Genomic DNA, 18075 nt, shown 5'->3' with positions numbered 1-18075 from the left:
AGTAAAGAGGCGAGACATGGCCAACAGTCTTTCCGTGGTTGGCGGCGGGGACATCTACGAGTTCGACGCCGACGCCCCTTCTCTGCTGCAGGTCAGGGTATCGAATCTGACGACGGGGGCGGGCGTGCCCCGGCACCGGGTCGGGTTTTACATCCCGGGTTATCAGAGGGGCGTGTCGCCCAGCCTGGCCCGCGCCGACGGTCCCGTCGACGGCGCGGGACCGACGCAAGGGGTGGATACCGACGATTACGGCTATGCCGCGGTGCGGATCGTGGCGGGCAGCAGCCGGGATCCGGTCCGCCTGAACATCGTCATCGACGGCGGCCGCAACGGCAACGAACTGATTTCGCTGCCCTTGCAGCCGAAGGACGGCGAGCTGGCGCGGCGGGTGGTCCGGCTGCTCAAGGTGAAAGGCGACCGGCAACTGCTGACGACGGGCGGCGGCGCCTTCGACGCCTTGCAGGTGAAGGCGCTGGACAGCGGCGGCCGTCCGGTGCCCGGCGCGAGGGTGCGGTTCTCGGTGTCCCCCGGCACCGGCACCACGCTGGGCGCCGTGTCGCCGGCGAACGGCGACGGTCTGGTCGTGGCCCCTTTGCTGGCGGGCAGGACGCCGGGGCATGTCTCGGTGACGGCGGTGTGCGGGCTGGCCGCGGCGGTGGTCTTCGAGCTGGAACTGGCGCCTCCGCCGGCCAGCCTGGAACTGGTGGCGTGGCCGCAGACGGCCAGCATCGTCCGCGGCGGCACGGCGACCTGCTATGCCCAGTTGCGGACCCGGAACAGCATGCAGGGCTGGGCGTTTGCAAGCGGCCAGGCGCGGGCGAAAGGGGCCTGTCTGTCCTTGTCGCCGCCCGAACCGGAACGGTTCAGCGACACGGCCGGGATTTTGCAGCCGGTGACGCAGGTCCGGGCCAGCCGTGACGCCGAGCTCGGCGCTTGCAGCATCGAATTCCAGGTGGAGCTGGGCGGCGTCCCGCTGGTCGCCACCGTGCATCTGGTCGTTGTCGCCAACTAGCGGAGGGGGCTGCTGGAGACATCGGGCGTTTTCCCCCTTGATTCATCTGCAAAGGATTCATCATGGCCATTGTACCTGTTCCCGCCAAACAGACCGATTGGAAGCTGCCTGTCGCCACGGCCTCGCTGGCCTCGCTATGTTCGATGCCGGACGGTTCGGTCTGGGTCGGCCGGGAGGGGCAAAAGCAGGGCTTGCCCGGCGAGGTATACCAGGTGGAGGCCAGCGGCACCAAGAACACGGTGCTGCTGCCCTACCCGTCTTATGTCCCCGAGCCGGGCAACAACAATCCGGCGCCATGGCCGCAGGCCATCTGCGCCGACGCCGGCGGCAAGCTCTGGGTCGCCGAAAGCTATTACGGCATCGTCTACCGCATCGATCCCGGCAAGCTGGCCGAGGGCAAGGGGCAGGCCGAGATCTTCTACCAGAGCGCCAACGGCCATGTACAGGGCGGTTCCCCTATCCAGTTCGGGGGCTTGGCGTTCCAAGCAAAGTCGGCCGCCACCGGCGACAAGGACCTGATCTGGGTCACCGACCATAACCGGGGCACGCTGTACGCCTTCGACGCCGCGGCGGAGCGGAACGCCGCGCCGCTGGTCCAGCTTCAGCTGAATCAGGACAAGGTGGTCGCGTTGACCGCGCCGGTACTGCAGCAGGGCGCCAATCCGGTGCTGTGGTTGCTGTTGATCGATTATCAGGCGCCGATCGGCATGCCGACCGGCGCGGCGACCCGGCTGATCAGCGTGCCGGCGAAGATCGGTGTGAAGCAGGGGGACTGCGTGTCGACGGCGTTTCCGTATGCGCAGTCGCTGGCGATGCGGGGCAAGACCCTGTATGCCGGGGACATGCGCGGTACGGTCCGCGTGGTGGACATCACGGCGCCCGCGCGCATGCCGCAGCCGTTTGCCACCGTGGGGCAGTCCATGTCCATCCTGCACCTGGCCGTCGACGGCGGCGGATATCTGTGGGCCGGCAACAGCCAGGACCAGGGCCTGCTGTACGCGCTGACGCCGAGGGGCGATATCGCCGCCGCCTTCAGCCTGAGCAAGGGGGCCGCCGAACCGTGCCCGGGGGCGCTGGTCTGGAATGCGCGGGACGACACGATTCTGGTGGCCGATATCGGAGACAACGGCCGGGTGATGCAGGTGGCGATGGACGGCGGGCCGCTCGGCCCCATCGGGCCGGACGGCAAGGCCCACTACACCATTTCCGCGACGCCGGAGACCGGCACGACCAAGCCGGAAGGCGTATTCGCCTCGCCGGGCGGCATCAAGTTGCAGGCCAAGTCGACGCAAGAGGGCAATGCGCCGGTCGCGGCCGGCGTCCAGCTGCGGGTGGAGCCGGCCGATTCCGGCGGACATCTGGGCGGCGACGGCCTGCACCGCGCCGCCGCCATTCCGATCGGCGGTTATATGCTGACCGATCTGACCGCCGGCACGAAATCCGTCCCGCTGCAACTGATCGCAGGCGGTCGCGGCCTGGAGGACAAGGTGGTGTTCACCGGCAGCATCCACGTGCCCACCGCCAGCATCAAGTTCGAGCCGGCCGGACCGCTGCGGGTGCTGCAGGGCGATTCCATCGGCTCATCCGAGAACGTCACGGTGAGGACCGATCCGGACGATGGCCGGCAGGTCCACGCCACGATAGACGCGGGAGCCTACTTCGGCACCGCCGAGCACCCCGAGACGACGCGTCCGGTGAACAGCGGCGCGCATTTGCCCGATATCACCGCCGGCAAGACCGCAGGCATGTTCACGCTCAAGGTCAAGAGCGACGACGCCGAGGGCACGCTGAATATCGAGGTGGTGGCGGTGCCCAAGTCTATACGCTGCAATTTCAGCGGCAGCCTCCATAACGTGCATCTGGCATCGCAGCTGAGCGCCATTTCCTTCACCGTTCGCGGATTCAAGGAGCTCGACAAGCCGGATTCCAACTCGGTGACGGTTCCCAAGTGGCCGATCCGGGTGCTGATCGCGGATGAGTCGTTCAAACACGGCGTTCACTTCCCGGACAACAGCCGGCCAAACGGTACGCGGGAGAGGCGGCTTACGACCGACGAGCACGGCGAGGCGCATCTGGCGCCGGAGGAGATGGTGATTCCCAAGGGGCTGGGGTCCATCACGCTGGAGTTCCAGGCGGCGGTGGACCTGAGGGGTAATTTCACCGACGAGGTCCGGGCGAACCAATCCTTTACCGTCACGAACTAGCGAGGCGGCCGGCGGCGGAGGCCGCCGCCGGCCGGACCTCGTCCACCGTGTGATCTGGAGCGATGTCATGAGGCCATTTGCTAAGCTGCGCCGCGGCGCGTTGATCGCCATCGTCGGTCTGGGCGCGTTGCCCGCCACCGCCGCGCCGCTGTTGCGCGACATCGGGCCGAAAGCCGCCATGGAGTTGAACCGGCGCTACGACCATGCGGCCGACAGCTGCGACGGCGGCGAGTATGCCGCGGCCGGCTGCGCCGGCGTGCTGTTCAAGCCGGCCGCCGCCGGCCTGCCAAGCTGGCGGGCCGGCGCGCAGGAGTCGCGGATGCGCGGCGTCGGCGTGCTGTATCTGCGCCGCGATCTGCATCTGTCCGGTGTTTCCTACGGCGTGGTCTTGTCCAGCCAGAGGGGGGCCGGCGAAGAGTCGGGCCTGTTCAGCGCCTGCGTCTGGCCTTACGCGGTAGACGTGGACAAGGCGCGCAACGATTACGGCTGCGGCGCGCTGGCCGCGATGCCGACGCAAAGCGCCGGCACCGATTCCAGTTCCTGCAACGCGCTGGGCGTGCATGACCGCGAACAATGGCTGACGTGCTACAAGGACGAGGATCCTCAACAGCAACCGTGCTCGATGAGCGCGCTGGTGGCCGGCCGTTTCCGCGACGCGCTTGACATCAACCGTCACGGCGCCGAGCAGCGCGCGCCCCAGCTGTGGTTCCGCGGCTGGCCGGCGGCGGCCAAACTGCCGGCGGAGGCCTTTGTTTATTCCGGCGCGGCGGGCAAGGCGCCGGCCATCGACGATCGAGACGACTTCGCGGCCGAAACCGGGCGTTTGCTGCCGGTGCTGGAGTTCGACAGGAGCGCGCCGCCGTCGGAGGCCTTCGTCTTCCATGCGCAGGACAACCCCGAAGGCAATCGCAGCGGTTCGCGGGGAGAGCGGCTTGCCGCCCGCTTGCAGCGCCGCTTCGACGATGTTTCGGCCCATTGTCCGGGAGGGGCGGCGGCCTGGCAGTGTTCCGGTCTGATCATGCGCGCGACCGCCAATTTCCCGTTCACGGTGCCGGCCGGCAATCCGGTCGCGTCGTTTTCCTATCTGCGCAAGGACGCCGGCAGCCAGAACCTGTTCAAGCGCCAGGGCATCATATTGAAGCCGCTGCCGGCGCTGGCCGAAAAAATGGCCTGCCTGTACCCGATGGATGCCGACAGCGTCAGTTCGCACGGCCGCGTCGCCGAACATTACTACTGCGACATTCCCAGCCTCGCGCCATACCGCTCCCAGCATGGCGATTACAGTTCGTGCCACGCGGCCGGCATCGCCGCTCCCAAATTATCCAGCCATGAGATGGCGGACCGCTTTCACGCCAGATACGGCAGCGACGTCGCCGCCCAGTGCTCGTTCAGCATCCAGGATCCGACCCAGTTTTATGCGGCGATCATCGCGACCGCATACAACCATTCGATGTTCGGCCGGATGGACTGGAACGAGTTGATGCTGAAACCGTGGGGCGCCGCCGCCGCGGTGCCGGAAATCGAGGCCTTCTTCTATTTGCTGGGCGACGACGGGGCCAAAAAACTGGCGCAGGGGTATGTCGAGCAATACAAAGCGCTGGCGGGCAAGGAGGTGTCCGCCGTGGCTGTCGATTTTGCGCATGGCCGCATCAGCTATGAGCTGTGACGAGGGAAGGGCGCGCCGGATTCCAAGCTTCCGACAGCGGAAGCGGGCGCCGGCCGATTGCGGCATGCGCGGATTTGGGACGTGGCTGCGGCAATTGGGCCGACATTTCGCGTCTGTAATAGTGGAGGAAGTATTCTAATGTCTATTTTTACCATGACCGGGTCGTTCCGGCCCAAGCTGAGCAGCGTGCTGGTGTCGGCCTTGTGGGGCGGCCTCGCGGCCGGACTGTGCAGCGCCGGCGCCGTCGGCGCCACCTTTCCCTACACCGTGCTCCCGTTGCGGGCCGGACAGCATGGACTTATCAGCGGAGACCACTCGCAAGGCGGCGTGGAGATCGACGGGGGAACGGCGACGATCGTGCCCGGAACCGTGCTGGGGACCGATGAGCTGGGCATCTCCTTGCGACAGAGAGACGGTTTCTCCACGGTCGCCAGCGGCGCGCAGCTGCAGGGCGGGATCGAGATGAGGGAGAGCGCCGCCGGCCGCTTCGGCTACGGTCCCGGGCCGCAGGCGCAAAGCTATCGTCTGGCGATGGGACAGAATGCGGTGGCGGGGCTGGACAATATCTGGATACACAGCACGAAGAGGGAGGGGGCCGAGGCGCTGCATCTGCAGGACAACGCCTCGGTGACGACGACCGCCAACACGCGCGTCAAGTCCGTCGAGCCGTGGGGGGACGGCATGGTTCTGCTCGACCATGCCTCCGCCGTTGTCGACGGCTCCTATCTGGAAGGTTATCTGGGCGGGGCGGAGACGGCCGGAACGTCGTATCTGTCGCTGAACGGGGCCACGCTGGTCGGCGGCGGCCGGGGCTTGACCGCGTCGCGAAACAGCCTGGTGATGGTGTCCGGCGGACAGATCACCTCGCTGGGGATCCACGCCGATTCGCATGGCGATGTCGATAGCGCCGGTCTGTATGTGGTGGCCGATGCCAGTGGCGGCGCGCCGCTGGTGGTCGACGTATCCAAGCATGCGCAGATACAGGCCCGGGGCGCCCGCAGCGCCGGCATGCTGGTCGAGGCCATCAAGGCGCCGCTTACGGCGTCGGTGCGCGATTCCGTCATCCGGGGGGAACGCGACGGCCTCGTCGTCAATCGGCACCCGAGCTATCTTGAAGATCCGGCGCAGCCGGCCAATCTGGACTTCGCCGGCACGCAAATCATCGGCGACCACGGCGCGGCCATCCGCGTCGACCGGGACGTCCAGGCCGACATCGTCTTGCGCCAGGGCGCCACGGTCAGCGCCGGAAACGGCGTGGCGCTGCAGACGGCGCCGGGCAGCCGCGCCTCGATCACGGTCGAGAACACCGCGATCAACGGGCGGGCGCTGAACAACGGCGGCTGGGCCGATATCACCTTGGGCGCCAATGGCGCCTGGCGCGGCGACATGCACGGCATGTCCAGCATCACCGTCAATGACGGCGGGCGATGGACGATGGACGATTCCTCCGATGTCGAACGGTTGACCCTGAACGGCGGCACGGTCGGTCTGAACGGCGGCCGCCATCCCCATGTCTTGACCGCGCGGGCGCTGACCGGCCATGGCAATTTCCTGTTGAGCACCCATCTGGCCGGCCATGTCGGCGACAAGGTGGTGGTGAACGGGCTGGCGAGCGGCAGCCACACGCTGACGGTGGCCGATACCGGCGAGTCGGCCGCCGACCCGCAACGCCTGCAAGTGGTGAAAACGGAGGGGGGCAATGCAGGCTTCACGCTGGCCAACGGCGCGGTCGACCTTGGGGCCTATCGCTACCATCTGCAGCGCAACGGCGCCAACTGGGACCTGGTGCCGTTGCAGAGCGGCTATTACAGCGCATCTGCTACCTCGGTGCTGAACCTGGTCTCCACCACGCCGACCATCTGGTACGGACAGGTCCGCACCCTGCAGTCCCGCCTGGGCGAGTTGCGCTTCGAGCGGGACCTGGGCGGCGTCTGGGCCAGGCCGTATGCCAGCGATTTCCGCATCAAGGGCGTGACCGGCGGCACGGTCACGCAGAAGCAGAACGGCGTCGCGCTGGGGGCGGACAAGGGCTTCGCCCTCGGCGGCGGCAAGGCCTATCTCGGCGGCGTGTTCAATTACAGCAGCGCCACGCTGGACAACGGCGCCGGCGCCAGCGGCGGCGTCGACGCCTACTCGGTGGGCATGTACGGCGTCTGGTTGGCCCCAAGCGGCTTCTATCTGCACGGCCTTGCCAGCCTGAACCAGTTCCACGACCAAGGCCAGGCGGTGATGAGCAACGGCGTACGCGCGTCGGGAACTTACCACCAGAACGGCATCGGCGCCTCGCTGGAGGCGGGACGGCGCATCGCCCTGCAGCGGGACTGGTTCATCCAGCCATACGCGCAACTGGCCGGCGTCAGGATGAACGGGGCCACCGTCGCGCTGGACAACGGCCTGCGCGCCGAGGCCAATCATGTCGCCTCCATCCAGGGCAGCCTGGGCGCCAGCCTGGGCAAGACGCTGCATACGGCGGGAGGCGGCGCGCTTGAGCCTTATATGCGTCTGGCGGTGAGCCACGAGTTCGTCAGGAACAACGATGTCCTGCTCAACGGGCGTCGGTTCGACGCCGACTTGAACGCTTCGCGGCTGGAGATAGGCGCCGGCGTGTCCGGCCAGCTGGGAAAGAGTTTGAGCGCGCATCTCGATTATTCCTATGCGACCGGCCCCAGCCTGGAGCAGCCGTTCATGATAGACGCGGGTCTGCGTTATCAGTGGTAGGAACCCGGTTCACGGCCCTGGCCGACAATCGGGAGGCTGGCCGTTTTGCCCGCGCACAGCCTTCGCACAGGCTCTAGCTGCTCCTTCTGGTGGAGCTCCCTTGGTCCGGCAGCATGCTGCCGGATTTTTTTGCGCGGCGGGCCGGCGGCTAGGAGACCTCCGAAATGCGATCGGTCCGGGCGGGGCCGGGCGGCGATGACCACTACGATTTCCCCGCTTATTCGACGGAATGGCATGCCGGCGCAGGCATCCGGGCGCCAGCGGCCGTTCCGTCGCCCGTCATGCGGGACCGGGGACGGCTGTTCCCGGCCGCGACCATCGAGGAGATCCGCAATGACCCGTTTCCGATTATTTGTCGCCGACAATGGCGAGGACGCGATGGCCCTGCCGCCCGGAGGCAGGATCCATACCATCGACGTCGAAGTGTTGCAGGCCGCCTTGCGGGCCGAGAGCGCGGCGGCGCCGGCGCTGGTTTTCAATCTTTGCCAGGGCGTGGCGCCTATGCTTCGCACCGATTACGTCGAACCGTTCGGCGGAGACGGCGCGACATGGCGCGGCAGCTGCGCGGCACTGGCCGATGTGCGCGCCTATCTGGGCGTGACCGGGCTGGGCGACCCGCAGGGCGTGGCGCTGTCCGGCCTGCTGTCGGTCAACGGCCGGCAATACAGCCTGCAGCCGGCCGGCAGGAACCGCGTGCGGGTGGAGGCCGTTCATCGGCAGGCGGGCTGCGGCAATTCCGATCGCTACGACCTGCATCCGGCTACGCCGGCGACGGGGGGCTTTTACGATCAGGAACAGCCTGCCGGGGAGGTCGCCGTCATCGATGTGCTGGTGCTGTATCCTCCCGCTACCGTCAAGCGCCGTTTCAATGGCGATGCCGGCGCCGCGCGCGCCTTCATCGCCCAGGAGCAGGCGGCCACCAACGATATATTCCGCAACAGCGGCATCGCCGCGCGGATCGACATCGTCGATGTCCGGGAGTGCGCGAGCCTGAGCAAGGAGGATGTCACCGGCCTGTTGTTCGAAGTGGTGGAGTCCAGCCTGGACTCGGCCACGCACCAATGGCGTTTCACGCGCGGGCCGGCCTGGGAGGCGGTACGGGCGGCGCGCGACGAGGCCGCGGCCGATCTGGTGGTGCTGCTGGCGGCCGCCGAGTCCGAGGTCGGCGGCAATCCATTCGCCAAGGTGAGCGGCCAGGCCAGCTGCATCCCGGAGCCGGCGCGCTACGATTCGTCCGACCTCGAGGTGGCGGTGTTCAGCATGTATCCGACCCATGGCTATGTGTTCGCCCATGAACTGGGACATCTGCTCGGCGGCAAGCACGACAGGCGGACCAGTCCGCAGCGGGGCGGTCTGAGCCCTGCGTACGATTACGCCCACGGCTATGTGTCCGACGATCCGCCGTTCGTGACGGTGATGGGCTACGAACAGCAGGGGCATCTGCGCGTGCCGGCTTTTTCCTGCGCCGATAAAACCTGGAACGGACATCCGCTCGGCGTCCCGCTCGGACAGCCGGGGGCCTCGGACGCGGCGGGGCTGTTCCGGCTCAGCACCCGGGTGGTGGCCGGCTATCGGGGCAGCCAGGCTCCGCGCTGGGAGCCGGTGGCGCTGATGACGGCGTGCCAGCCCGAAATCGGCGGCAGCGTCGCCGTCAGTGGACTTGGCCCGTATCCGCGCGGCGCCGTGGTCTCCGTCATCGGCCAGCCGCGGGCCGGTTTCGTCTTCGAGCGCTGGATCATGGACGGCAAGGAGGGACCGAGGGAGAGGGCGATCTCGTTGACGATGGACCGGCCGCGCGCGCTGACGGCGTCTTTCGTGTCCGGCGCCGAGCGGGGTCTGGTTCTGAAGGGCGTCGGGGTGGAGCGACCCGACGGCCTCATCGCGTCCAGTCCGGCCGGTCCGTCTTTCACGCCGGGTTCCGAAGTGTCCGTCGTATGGCATCCCGGCCCGGAGGTGCCGCCTCGCGCCACCTATGCCTGGGTGGTGGATGGCCATCTGACTGGTTCCGCCTCCCGGCCGTTGAACTTCATCGTCGAACAGGATCACGCGGTCGGCGTGATTCCCGACCCGGCGCGGATCGCCATCGATCCGGCGTCGGCAGCGGTCGATTTCGACGTGGACAGGCTGAAGGGCGTGCTCGGCGCCGGCCTGTACGGCGAGCTGGAGCTGCTCGTGACGGATTTCTACGGCAGAGTGCCCCGTTTCGGGCTGGAATTCGCGCTGATCAGCGCGCCGGACGATACCCGGCTGGCCGCGTCGCGCGGGGTGACCGACTTTGCCGGGCGGGCCAGTCTGCCTGTCCATGCCGGCAATATCGCAGGGGAGCTGGTGGTCAAGGTTTCGTCTTCCGAGCAGCCCAGCGTAGGGACCATAGTCTACGGTCTGATCCAGCCGGCAGTGTTGCGGGTGCGCGCCAATCCCAATGAAGGCCTGGTCGAGGGCGATGCGCCGCGGACGATCACGCTGGAGTTGTTCCGCTTCGGCACGGCCCTTGGCGGCGTCGACATCGAACTGGCCTTGAAGGAGAACGATGCGACCTTGCTGACCTTGAGCCGGCCGCGGGTGAGCACCGGCCGCGATGGCGTCGCCGTGGTCGAGTTTTCCGGCCCGGCGCACGGTGCCGGGCAGGCCCGCCTGATGGCCCAGGCATCGCTGCCGGGAGGAGGCAGGGTGTCGGTGTCGATCGCGCTGGCGGTTTTGCCGCGCCGGCTGTCGATACGGCCAGGCAGCACCGAGGCGACGGTGGTCGCGGCCGGCGAGCGCATTCCACCATTGTTTTTCATCGTCGAGCCGCTCGGCGGCGAAATGACCGGCATGCGGGCGACGCTGGAACTGGACGGCGGACCGACCGGTATCCGTCTGCTCGAGCCCGAGGTCGGACTGTGGGGCGCCGGCATCGGGAGCGTCATGCTGGGTCCGGTCAGCCGTCCCGGTCGCGCGCGGGTCACCATCCATGTCGCCAATGCCGAGCCGGCATCGATGTTGATCGAAGTGAGGTAGGCGCCGGCCGGGGCATCAAGGTCGTCCATCGGGGCGGCCTTGCCTGATGGAGCGGATGGGCCGGTCTGAAGGCGGCCGGTGCCACGATGCGGCGCCGGCGCCCGGCGCTTTATTGGCCGCCGAGGCCCATCCTGGTCTTGATATTGAGCAGGGCGGCGATGGCGGCCTTGTCCGCATTGCAGCGCTTCAGCGCCAAATGCAACTGTTCGACGTAAATCGGATAGTCGCCCCAGTGCAACACATTGAACGGCGGCGCGGCCGACGGTTGCAGCAGCGCCGTCGGCACGGCCTCAATCGGCGGCGCCTTTTCGAATCGCATCTCGCTGCAGGCTGATAATGGCAGCAGGGACAGGCTGACGAGCGCAGTGGTCCATAGTCTGCAGCGAGCGCAGTTTTTTTTCGATGGCATGGCTTTCTCCTTCGGCGATGCGTTTGGCGACTTCGTTCCGGTTGAGCGTTTGCGACAGCTTGGCGAATTGCGCCTGTTGTTTCTCCAATTGATCCTGGTATTGCCGGACCTGCTGGCCCAGCATCGTATTCTCCTTTTGCAAGGCGTCCTGCATGGCCTGCATGTGCTGCAGCCACCAGACCGCCAGCAGCGCCAGCCCGACACCGGCAGGCCAGAACAGCTTCTTCAGTATCAGCAGCCAGCTCATGGATAGGATTCGCGCGGCAGTTCGAAATGGGGGCCGTCCTTCAGGTTTTTCCAGTCGCCGCCCCAGGTGAGCGGAACGTCCAGCTCGCGCGCCGCGTGCTTCATCGTTTGCGCCAGCGCGGCGAAGGCCGACCAGTCCTGCCATGGGATCTGCTGATCAACCCACGGGGCCAGATCGATCGCATGGCCGGTCAGATGCCGGCTGTTCAAGGTCCGGCTGGCGCCGTTCTCGAACAACTGCCGCTGTCGATCCGGGCTGCGCACGCCTTCGAGGACGACGAAGTCGCCGGATGTCGTTTCCATCGCCCGGCGCACCACCTTGAGCAAGTCCGGGTGCACGCCATCCATCAGCCGCAGGCTGCGTTCGCTGAAAGAAAATGCCTTCATCATTTTTCCTCCCTGGTGTAAAAGAAGCGGTTCCACAGATAGGCGAGGGCGGCGCTGCCCATGGTGCCGAACAGGCCGGCGATGGCGAGGGTGAAATAGTGGCTGCCGCCGTTTTCGAAGCTGAGCAGCCCGCCCAGCAGCCCGGTGAAGCCCGATACGACGATCTGGCTGAACAGGCCGATGATGTCCCAGGCCTTGTTCTTTCCCTGCACCTCGATGATGTAGCGGACGAGGCCGCCCCAGGCTGAAAACCCGCCTATGACCACCCAGGTGGCGACTTGTACATTGTTGGGCGTGATGAAAGCCATGATGTGTCCTTCCTCGGTGCTTGCCGAAGTGAAATGCCATCTGCGTGGCGGTTGAGTCGGCGCCGGCCGGTGTTCGGCGCATGGCGCTTGCCAGACGCGGCGCTCGGCAAGCGGCACGGCCTTGCGTCAGTGTCGTCATGGTCGACGGCCTGTTTCGCGCTGAGAAACGATAGAAGGGGGTACCGCTTGCAGCCTCTGAGCTGGGCGCCATGCTAGCCGCGGCGCCGCGCCGGACGCGGCGCCGCTCGGCGCAAATCAGAGTTGTCCGACCGGGGGGATCGGCGGAGGGGGCGTGGGAGGAGGACGGTCGGGACATGGCCTGGCCGGCCAGGCCGTCAGACATCAGGCATCGGTTGCCGCAGACGTCGGCATTGTCCGTTTCGGCCAGGTATCGCCGGGGATTCCAGAAGCGTGGAATCGATTGGCGGCATATTGTTCTTGTCTTGATTTTACTACATCGATTTTATTGGTCGGACAAGTCTTAATTGCGTCTTGATTAGGGAAGATATATGGGCAGGGGATTTTAATTCGCCACGTAGTGGATTGGTTTTGTGTTTTTTAACCGCAAACCTAGTGGAGGTTGAAATGGCTACGACGGCGAATCTTCTGGAGATCAAGTTCAAAGACGATTCCAGCACCAGCAAGAAGGCAATCTTTGCCAACGATAGGCATCAGCTTTGCGTCACGGTCCGATTGCGCGGGCTAGACGGGAACGGCAAGACCATCACCAATTTCCGCCCGGAGTCGATTGGCGGCCTGACTTTCGCCTATATGAGCACGGGCATGCGCATCCCCTTCTTCGGCTATGACAAGGAGCCGGGAGTCGATTACAAGAGCGCATTGGTGCAGCACCGGAGCAAGACGAAATACTGTCGGGATCTGCCGGCCGGGACTTTCTATCAGGAGGAGAGCGGCGAGTCCGCCGAGTCCGTGGAGCCAGGCATCGAGCCGACGGCTGTCGCCGATGGCGTCAACCTGCAGGGAAGCTATTACGCCGACGATCTCGAATGGGGTAATGATTCCGCCACCGGCATTTTCTGGATGAATATCTATTTCCAGGCGAAAAATATCGATGGGGGGTTGGGGAATCGAGAGATCTATGCGGTGTGGCAGCCCGACTCCGCGCATAACGGCACGATTTTCGATAGTTCCGGCAAAGCGAATGCCGCATTGAAAAGCACGTTGACGATAGAGGCGATTCCGCCGATCGACTACAGCGTGCGTTCCAACTGGCAATTTCCAAGCAGCGCGGCCGACATGCGCTGGGACGACAAGGGCATGGTCGAGATCAAGTCCAAGCAGAAGGGCTGGGTGGGGGATATTCATGACAACTCCTATGAAGCCAAATCACGCTCCGCCAAGTTCTACATCAAGAGCGTCCCTTTCCAGCGAAATTCCCGCTTTGCGCTGGAGAGCGTGAACAATCTGACGAACGGCATCGATCTGATTCCGGTCGACACCAGCGTCAAGTATGCGGCCGGGGATATCAGACTGGAGTCCAAGGCCATTTCGTTCTATTTCTCCGGCGGCGCCAAGTCCGATGTGTACGCCATTTTCGTCGCGCCCAACGGCCGTCCGGTCGGGTTTTCATCGGCCGCGACCCAGGTTGTGCCATTGGAGGCATTCAACCATATCTACCGCATCCAGCTGCGAAATCAGAATATCCAGCATACCGATGCTCAACAGCCTGACGGTTTCCCCATCTATGTCTGGAACCTGAATTTCGATATGGACGACACCAAGCCGGAGGGCTGGGGCGATCACTACGTCGATCACGTGAAGCTGGAGATCGCCGATGTGTTCGGCAATCGCGGCGTGCTGAGTTTTGAGCCTGGTCTGATAAAAGGCCTGCTGGCTTAGCATCTGGCATGGCCGTGGCATTGTTGGCCTGTTTGCGGACACTCCCGGCGCGACGATCGCCGGGATCAAGGACAAGGATATTGGATGATGGCTGATCATACCGAGGTGTATTCCCAGGCATTTAATTTCGAGAGCGCTGTCAATGGCGGTGTGGATCCGCGAACAGGTCTTTTTTCCTTTGGTTTCGATTTCGGCATTCTGTCAGGCAATCATGGACTGACCCCGGCACTGCCTTTGCGTTTGAGCTATTTTCCGCTGGGTGCCGGGGAGGCGACGGATGGCTTGGGCAAGGGCTTCTCGCTGAACGGATTTGTCAAATACGACCGGCGGCGGCGCATGCTGGTTCTGGCGTCGGGAGAGCGTTATCGTCTGATCGACGAAGACACGATGCCGGCGACCATTTGCCAACTGAAGCTGGACACCGTCAGGGTGCATCGAACGGTTGCCGATGGCGTCAGAAAATACAGCATCGCGTTGAAGAGCGGCGAGACCCATCACCTGGTCGCGCCATGGGGGCCGGACGTCTACGTGCCCGAGAAAATCGAATCGCCGCTGGGACATGCGCTTCATCTTCGCTGGGAGTCCCCCGGCGCCGGGCATCTGCGCTTGAAGGAAGTGTTCGACGACGAGAAGCGCGCGCTGCTGCGAATCGACTATCCGCCGGCCGACGGCCAGAGCGTCACGATAAGGCAATGGCCGGATTCGGCCGACGAGCAAGTCGTGCTGGCGCTGAATTTCGAAAACGGGTATCTGCGGCAGATCATCAATAAAAGCCTGGACGGCGACGACATCGCCTGGACTCTGGGATATGAAACGGACGAGAAGATCGTCGGGGCGGTGGGCGGCCTGCTGCTGAACGAGCTGAGCGCGCCGACCGGGCTGGTACAGCGGGTCAAGTACGAGGCGTTGCGGATGAAGCTGCAGGACGCCGGCGACGACACCGGCCTGCCTGCTGTGGTCATGCATACCCTGATTCCCGGCGCGGAACAGCCGGCGATCCATACCTGCTATGAGTACTCCGCCGCCAATTATCTGGGGCATGGCGCCCGCTTCAACGGCTCGCAGGGCGGCGCGGACGAATTGTTCGATATTCAGGTTCAATACCACTACCAGTCCGACGAGAAATTGCTCGACTCGTCGCTGAATCCGTCCAATCCGATCCGGACCACGACCAGAAAGTACAATAATTTCCACTTGCTGATCTCGGAAGAGGTCCGCGAGGGCAATTGCGTTTTCCGGCAGGAGACCCGCTATCCTGCGCTGGAGGGGCAGTCTTACCAGGCCCAGCCGGCGACATTCCAGTTGCCGATCCGGCAGACGACGAGCTGGGAGGCGGCGGGGCTGAGCAGATCGGAGTCGGTTTCGTTCGAGTACGACGATGCCGGACAACTGACCAAGCAGACTGCCGCGGACGGTGCTATCACCATCATCGACTACTACCCGCGCGGCGGCGAGCCGGGGCGGTGTCCGGCGGCGCCGGAAGGATTCGGCCGCTACATCAAGAGCAAGACGGTTTTCCCGCCGATAAGCGCCGAGTTCGGCGATGAAGCGGCCAGCCGCACCGAATATGTCTTCCAGGCGATCAAGACGCGCGCCGGCAGCCTGCATGCCGAGGCCGTATTGCAGAAGACGGCGACCCATTATGTCGGGATGCCCGGACCGAAGGCGCGCGAGGCGATGCAGCGGGGAGCGCCGACGTGGACGGCCTACCAGCCGCAGCGGATGGCGCAGGAGCGTTACGATTACCTGGATGCGCCCGAGAAGATCGAGCACGGGCGCATCCATACCCGGACCGTCACGACTTACGGCCCCGATCAAACGCCTTACGATGCGGTGCAGCGCTTCACCTTCGAGCCGATACGCAGCGGCGACCACGATATCGCGCTGAAGCAGACCGTCAGCCTGACGGTCAAGGAAAATCCGCTGGACAAGCAGGCCGGCAAGTCGCTGACCGTGTCGTCGGTCCAGGTCCAGTCGGCATTGACCGGACGCCTGCTGTCCGAAACCAGCGCTTTGGGCAATACGGTGTCGTACCGTTACGACCGGCTGGGCAGGCTGCTGACCCGGACCATCCATCCGGATCAGGCGGATTATCGCAGCGCCGAGCGCTGGGACTATCGATGGCCCGCAGCCGACACGCCGGCGCAACTGACCCACACCGACGCGTTGGGCAACCAGAGCCGCAGCAGCCACGACGGACTGGGCCGGGTGGTCCGGGAGGAGGTGTGCGACAGGGACAATGGCCTTGGCTGGCAGACGGTGGCGATTCATCGATACGACGAGGCCGGCCGGGCGGCGCGCATCACGATGGCCGACGTCGTGCTCGACCGCGCGAACAAGCCGGTCACGCTGCGCAAGACGATGGAGCGGAGCTGGGACCACTGGGGCCAGCTCCGCGTCGAGCGGGTGCTGGAGACCGGCCTGGAATGGCATCAGGAGGCCGACCCTATCGGCCTGACCGTCACGTCGTGGCTGGCCGGGACGGATCGCTGCAGCGCGAAGAGCAAGCAGTTCTACAGCAAGGCCAGCCACGATCCGACGCGCCGCATCGTCTTGGCCTACCACCGGGAAAGCCGATCATGGGACGCCGACGACAAGCCGTACAGCGCCACCGAATCGGTCTGGGACGGCGCGCACAGGCTGCGCCGCGGCACCGATGAGATGGGGAATCGCACCGAATACCGCTACGACGCCTGGGGGCGGACGGTGGAAACCGCGCTGCCGGACGGTTCGGCGCTGCGCAAGCAATACGCCCCGTTCAGCCAGACGCCGCTGCCGACGCGGATCGGCGTCGTCGAACGCGGCGTGGAGACCGTGGCCGGAACGCAGCGCTTCGACGGTCTGGGGCGTTTGAAGGAGACCGTCAGCGGCGGACGGCCGACCCGGTTCGAATATGCAAACGACGCCGCGTCGCTGCCGCATACGGTGACGGAGGCGGACGGCCGCGTCCGGATCCACGCCGTCGACGACAAGCTGAACGAGGCGCTGAAGTCGGTCACCGCTACCTGCCCGGACCAGCAGCCCGCGGTGCCGGCCATCAAGCAGTCCTATTCCTATCAGCTGCCGCTGGGACAGCTGCGGACGGCGGAAGAGGCCGGGGGCGCCCAGTCGACATGGAATAGATGGCCTTCGGGGCGTTTGCGCGAAGAGGGGCACGATATCCGTTCCGGCGGACAAAAGAAGGCCAGTTACCGCTACTCGCTGGGCGGCAGTCTGCTGAGCGGCGTCGGCATAGACGGCGCAGCGCAGGCGCGCACTTACCAGACCGCGGCGGCGCATATCGGCAAGCTGATAGAGATCGCCGACGAGGCGGTCACGGTGACGCTGGAGTACAACGGCTTGCAGCAGCTTTCCGCCTGGACGGCGAAGGACAAGCAGGGGCACGCGCTGACCACGACAGTGGAGCGGGACAGCCTGGGCCGCGAAGTCAAGAGGACCTTGGCCGCCAAGTCCGGGGACCCCGATACGCTGCTGCAGGTCTGGTATCCGAACGGCCAGCTGCATCAGCGGCAGCGCCTAGGCGGAAGCAAGCTGCTTTGCGACGAGACCTTTGCCTACGATGCCCGCAATCGGCTGAAAACCTATGCGGTGTCGGGCTCGCAGCTGCCGCGGGACGCTTATGGCAAGGCGATGCGGGGGCAGCGCTTCGAATTCGACGCCTTCGGCAATATCCGCAAGTGCACGACGCTATTGGACGGAGGGGGCGAGGACGCGGCGGAATATCTGTTCGAGAACCAGGCCGATCCGTGCCAGCTTAGCAAGGTGACGCATACCGCCAGCGGGTATCCGGCCACGATAGAGTTGAAATACGACAAGGCCGGCCGACTGGTGCGCGACGAGGCCGGCCGGACATTGCGCTACGACGCGCTGGGGAGGTTGTCGCGGGTGGAAGGGACCGTCGGCAACGCCGGCTACGGCTACGACGCGCACGACCGCCTGGTTTGCCAGTCGGTGGAGGCGTCCGGAATGGAACATCGCCTCTACTATCAGGCGGACAGGCTGGTCAATGAGTGGATGACCCGGTCCGGACAGAAGCCGAAGGATGACGACAGCCGCGTGCGGCTGGTATACGGAGTCGGAGGCTGCGCGGCCCAGGTCAACGGAGACGGCAAACATTCGACGACATCGCTGACCGGCGCGGACGGCAAGGGCAGCATCGTTTCACAGCAGGAGGACGGACAGACCAAGCGCTATTCCTATACCCCCTACGGCGATCGATCGTCTGGCTGATGCCGCAGTCGATTGGCTCCCGCTGGCCGGCGGCG

General features: G+C 65.4%; 11 protein-coding genes. 7 read left to right on the top strand and 4 right to left on the bottom strand.

Features of this window, described 5'->3' with window-relative positions; translation table 11 throughout:
• The first annotated feature begins 16 nt into the window (after positions 1-16).
• The 5 genes from WNM05_RS15240 to WNM05_RS15220 all read left to right on the top strand — a co-directional run bounded on the left by WNM05_RS15240 (position 17) and on the right by WNM05_RS15220 (position 10600).
• Positions 17-1012 carry an Ig-like domain-containing protein gene (locus WNM05_RS15240; RefSeq protein WP_434628310.1) on the top strand — a complete coding sequence of 332 codons (996 nt, stop codon included), beginning with the start codon at positions 17-19 and terminating at the stop codon, positions 1010-1012.
• Between the two features lie 62 nt (positions 1013-1074).
• Positions 1075-3216, top strand: coding sequence for a hypothetical protein (locus tag WNM05_RS15235; RefSeq protein WP_434628308.1), 2142 nt, complete (start codon positions 1075-1077; stop codon positions 3214-3216).
• A gap of 67 nt (positions 3217-3283) precedes the next feature.
• On the top strand, positions 3284-4882 hold the full coding sequence (locus tag WNM05_RS15230; RefSeq protein WP_434628305.1) for a hypothetical protein: 1599 nt from the start codon (positions 3284-3286) through the stop codon (positions 4880-4882).
• A gap of 138 nt (positions 4883-5020) precedes the next feature.
• Positions 5021-7600: an autotransporter outer membrane beta-barrel domain-containing protein gene (locus WNM05_RS15225; RefSeq protein ID WP_434628303.1), complete on the top strand. Its 2580-nt coding sequence runs from the start codon at positions 5021-5023 to the stop codon at positions 7598-7600.
• A gap of 333 nt (positions 7601-7933) precedes the next feature.
• The gene (locus tag WNM05_RS15220) at positions 7934-10600 is read left to right on the top strand and encodes a M12 family metallo-peptidase (protein ID WP_434628301.1); all 2667 of its coding nucleotides are present in this window, start codon (positions 7934-7936) and stop codon (positions 10598-10600) included.
• A gap of 109 nt (positions 10601-10709) precedes the next feature.
• On the opposite strand, the gene lysC is transcribed toward WNM05_RS15220, so the two are convergent.
• From lysC to WNM05_RS15200, 4 genes are read right to left on the bottom strand one after another with little or no spacing between them, the layout of a single operon-like run.
• Positions 10710-10919, bottom strand: coding sequence for an Rz1-like lysis system protein LysC (lysC, locus tag WNM05_RS15215; protein ID WP_434628298.1), 210 nt, complete (start codon positions 10917-10919; stop codon positions 10710-10712).
• A complete protein-coding gene (locus tag WNM05_RS15210) occupies positions 10891-11256 on the bottom strand; it encodes a hypothetical protein (RefSeq protein ID WP_434628296.1) in 366 nt (121 codons plus the stop codon). Before WNM05_RS15210 ends, lysC begins: the two co-directional genes overlap by 29 nt.
• Positions 11253-11642: a M15 family metallopeptidase gene (locus WNM05_RS15205; protein ID WP_434628293.1), complete on the bottom strand. Its 390-nt coding sequence runs from the start codon at positions 11640-11642 to the stop codon at positions 11253-11255. Before WNM05_RS15205 ends, WNM05_RS15210 begins: the two co-directional genes overlap by 4 nt.
• Entirely contained in the window at positions 11642-11950 is a 309-nt protein-coding gene (locus WNM05_RS15200; protein ID WP_434628290.1) for a phage holin family protein, read from the bottom strand. Before WNM05_RS15200 ends, WNM05_RS15205 begins: the two co-directional genes overlap by 1 nt.
• Before the next feature lie 585 nt (positions 11951-12535).
• Here WNM05_RS15200 and WNM05_RS15195 point away from each other — a divergent pair.
• On the top strand, positions 12536-13810 hold the full coding sequence (locus tag WNM05_RS15195; protein ID WP_434628288.1) for a hypothetical protein: 1275 nt from the start codon (positions 12536-12538) through the stop codon (positions 13808-13810).
• A gap of 336 nt (positions 13811-14146) precedes the next feature.
• Positions 14147-18040 (top strand): RHS repeat domain-containing protein, encoded by a 3894-nt coding sequence (locus tag WNM05_RS15190; protein WP_434628285.1) that lies wholly within the window; start codon positions 14147-14149, stop codon positions 18038-18040.
• Positions 18041-18075: the final 35 nt, after the last annotated feature.

The organism is Chromobacterium sp. CV08 (assembly GCF_051129845.1).
Lineage (GTDB): Bacteria > Pseudomonadota > Gammaproteobacteria > Burkholderiales > Chromobacteriaceae > Chromobacterium.
The sequence above is the reverse complement of the archived record's forward strand: the minus strand, read 5'-3'. Positions and strand labels throughout refer to the sequence as shown.

What these genes read in the sequence shown, in the direction of transcription:
- WNM05_RS15210 (WP_434628296.1), bottom strand. Translation starts at nt 11,256, where the DNA reads ATGAGCTGGCTGCTGATACTGAAGAAGCTGTTCTGGCCTGCCGGTGTC.
- WNM05_RS15235 (WP_434628308.1), top strand. Translation starts at nt 1,075, where the DNA reads ATGGCCATTGTACCTGTTCCCGCCAAACAGACCGATTGGAAGCTGCCT.
- WNM05_RS15220 (WP_434628301.1), top strand. Translation starts at nt 7,934, where the DNA reads ATGACCCGTTTCCGATTATTTGTCGCCGACAATGGCGAGGACGCGATG.
- WNM05_RS15230 (WP_434628305.1), top strand. Translation starts at nt 3,284, where the DNA reads ATGAGGCCATTTGCTAAGCTGCGCCGCGGCGCGTTGATCGCCATCGTC.
- WNM05_RS15240 (WP_434628310.1), top strand. Translation starts at nt 17, where the DNA reads ATGGCCAACAGTCTTTCCGTGGTTGGCGGCGGGGACATCTACGAGTTC.
- lysC (WP_434628298.1), bottom strand. Translation starts at nt 10,919, where the DNA reads ATGCGATTCGAAAAGGCGCCGCCGATTGAGGCCGTGCCGACGGCGCTG.
- WNM05_RS15205 (WP_434628293.1), bottom strand. Translation starts at nt 11,642, where the DNA reads ATGAAGGCATTTTCTTTCAGCGAACGCAGCCTGCGGCTGATGGATGGC.
- WNM05_RS15195 (WP_434628288.1), top strand. Translation starts at nt 12,536, where the DNA reads ATGGCTACGACGGCGAATCTTCTGGAGATCAAGTTCAAAGACGATTCC.
- WNM05_RS15225 (WP_434628303.1), top strand. Translation starts at nt 5,021, where the DNA reads ATGTCTATTTTTACCATGACCGGGTCGTTCCGGCCCAAGCTGAGCAGC.
- WNM05_RS15200 (WP_434628290.1), bottom strand. Translation starts at nt 11,950, where the DNA reads ATGGCTTTCATCACGCCCAACAATGTACAAGTCGCCACCTGGGTGGTC.
- WNM05_RS15190 (WP_434628285.1), top strand. Translation starts at nt 14,147, where the DNA reads ATGCTGGTTCTGGCGTCGGGAGAGCGTTATCGTCTGATCGACGAAGAC.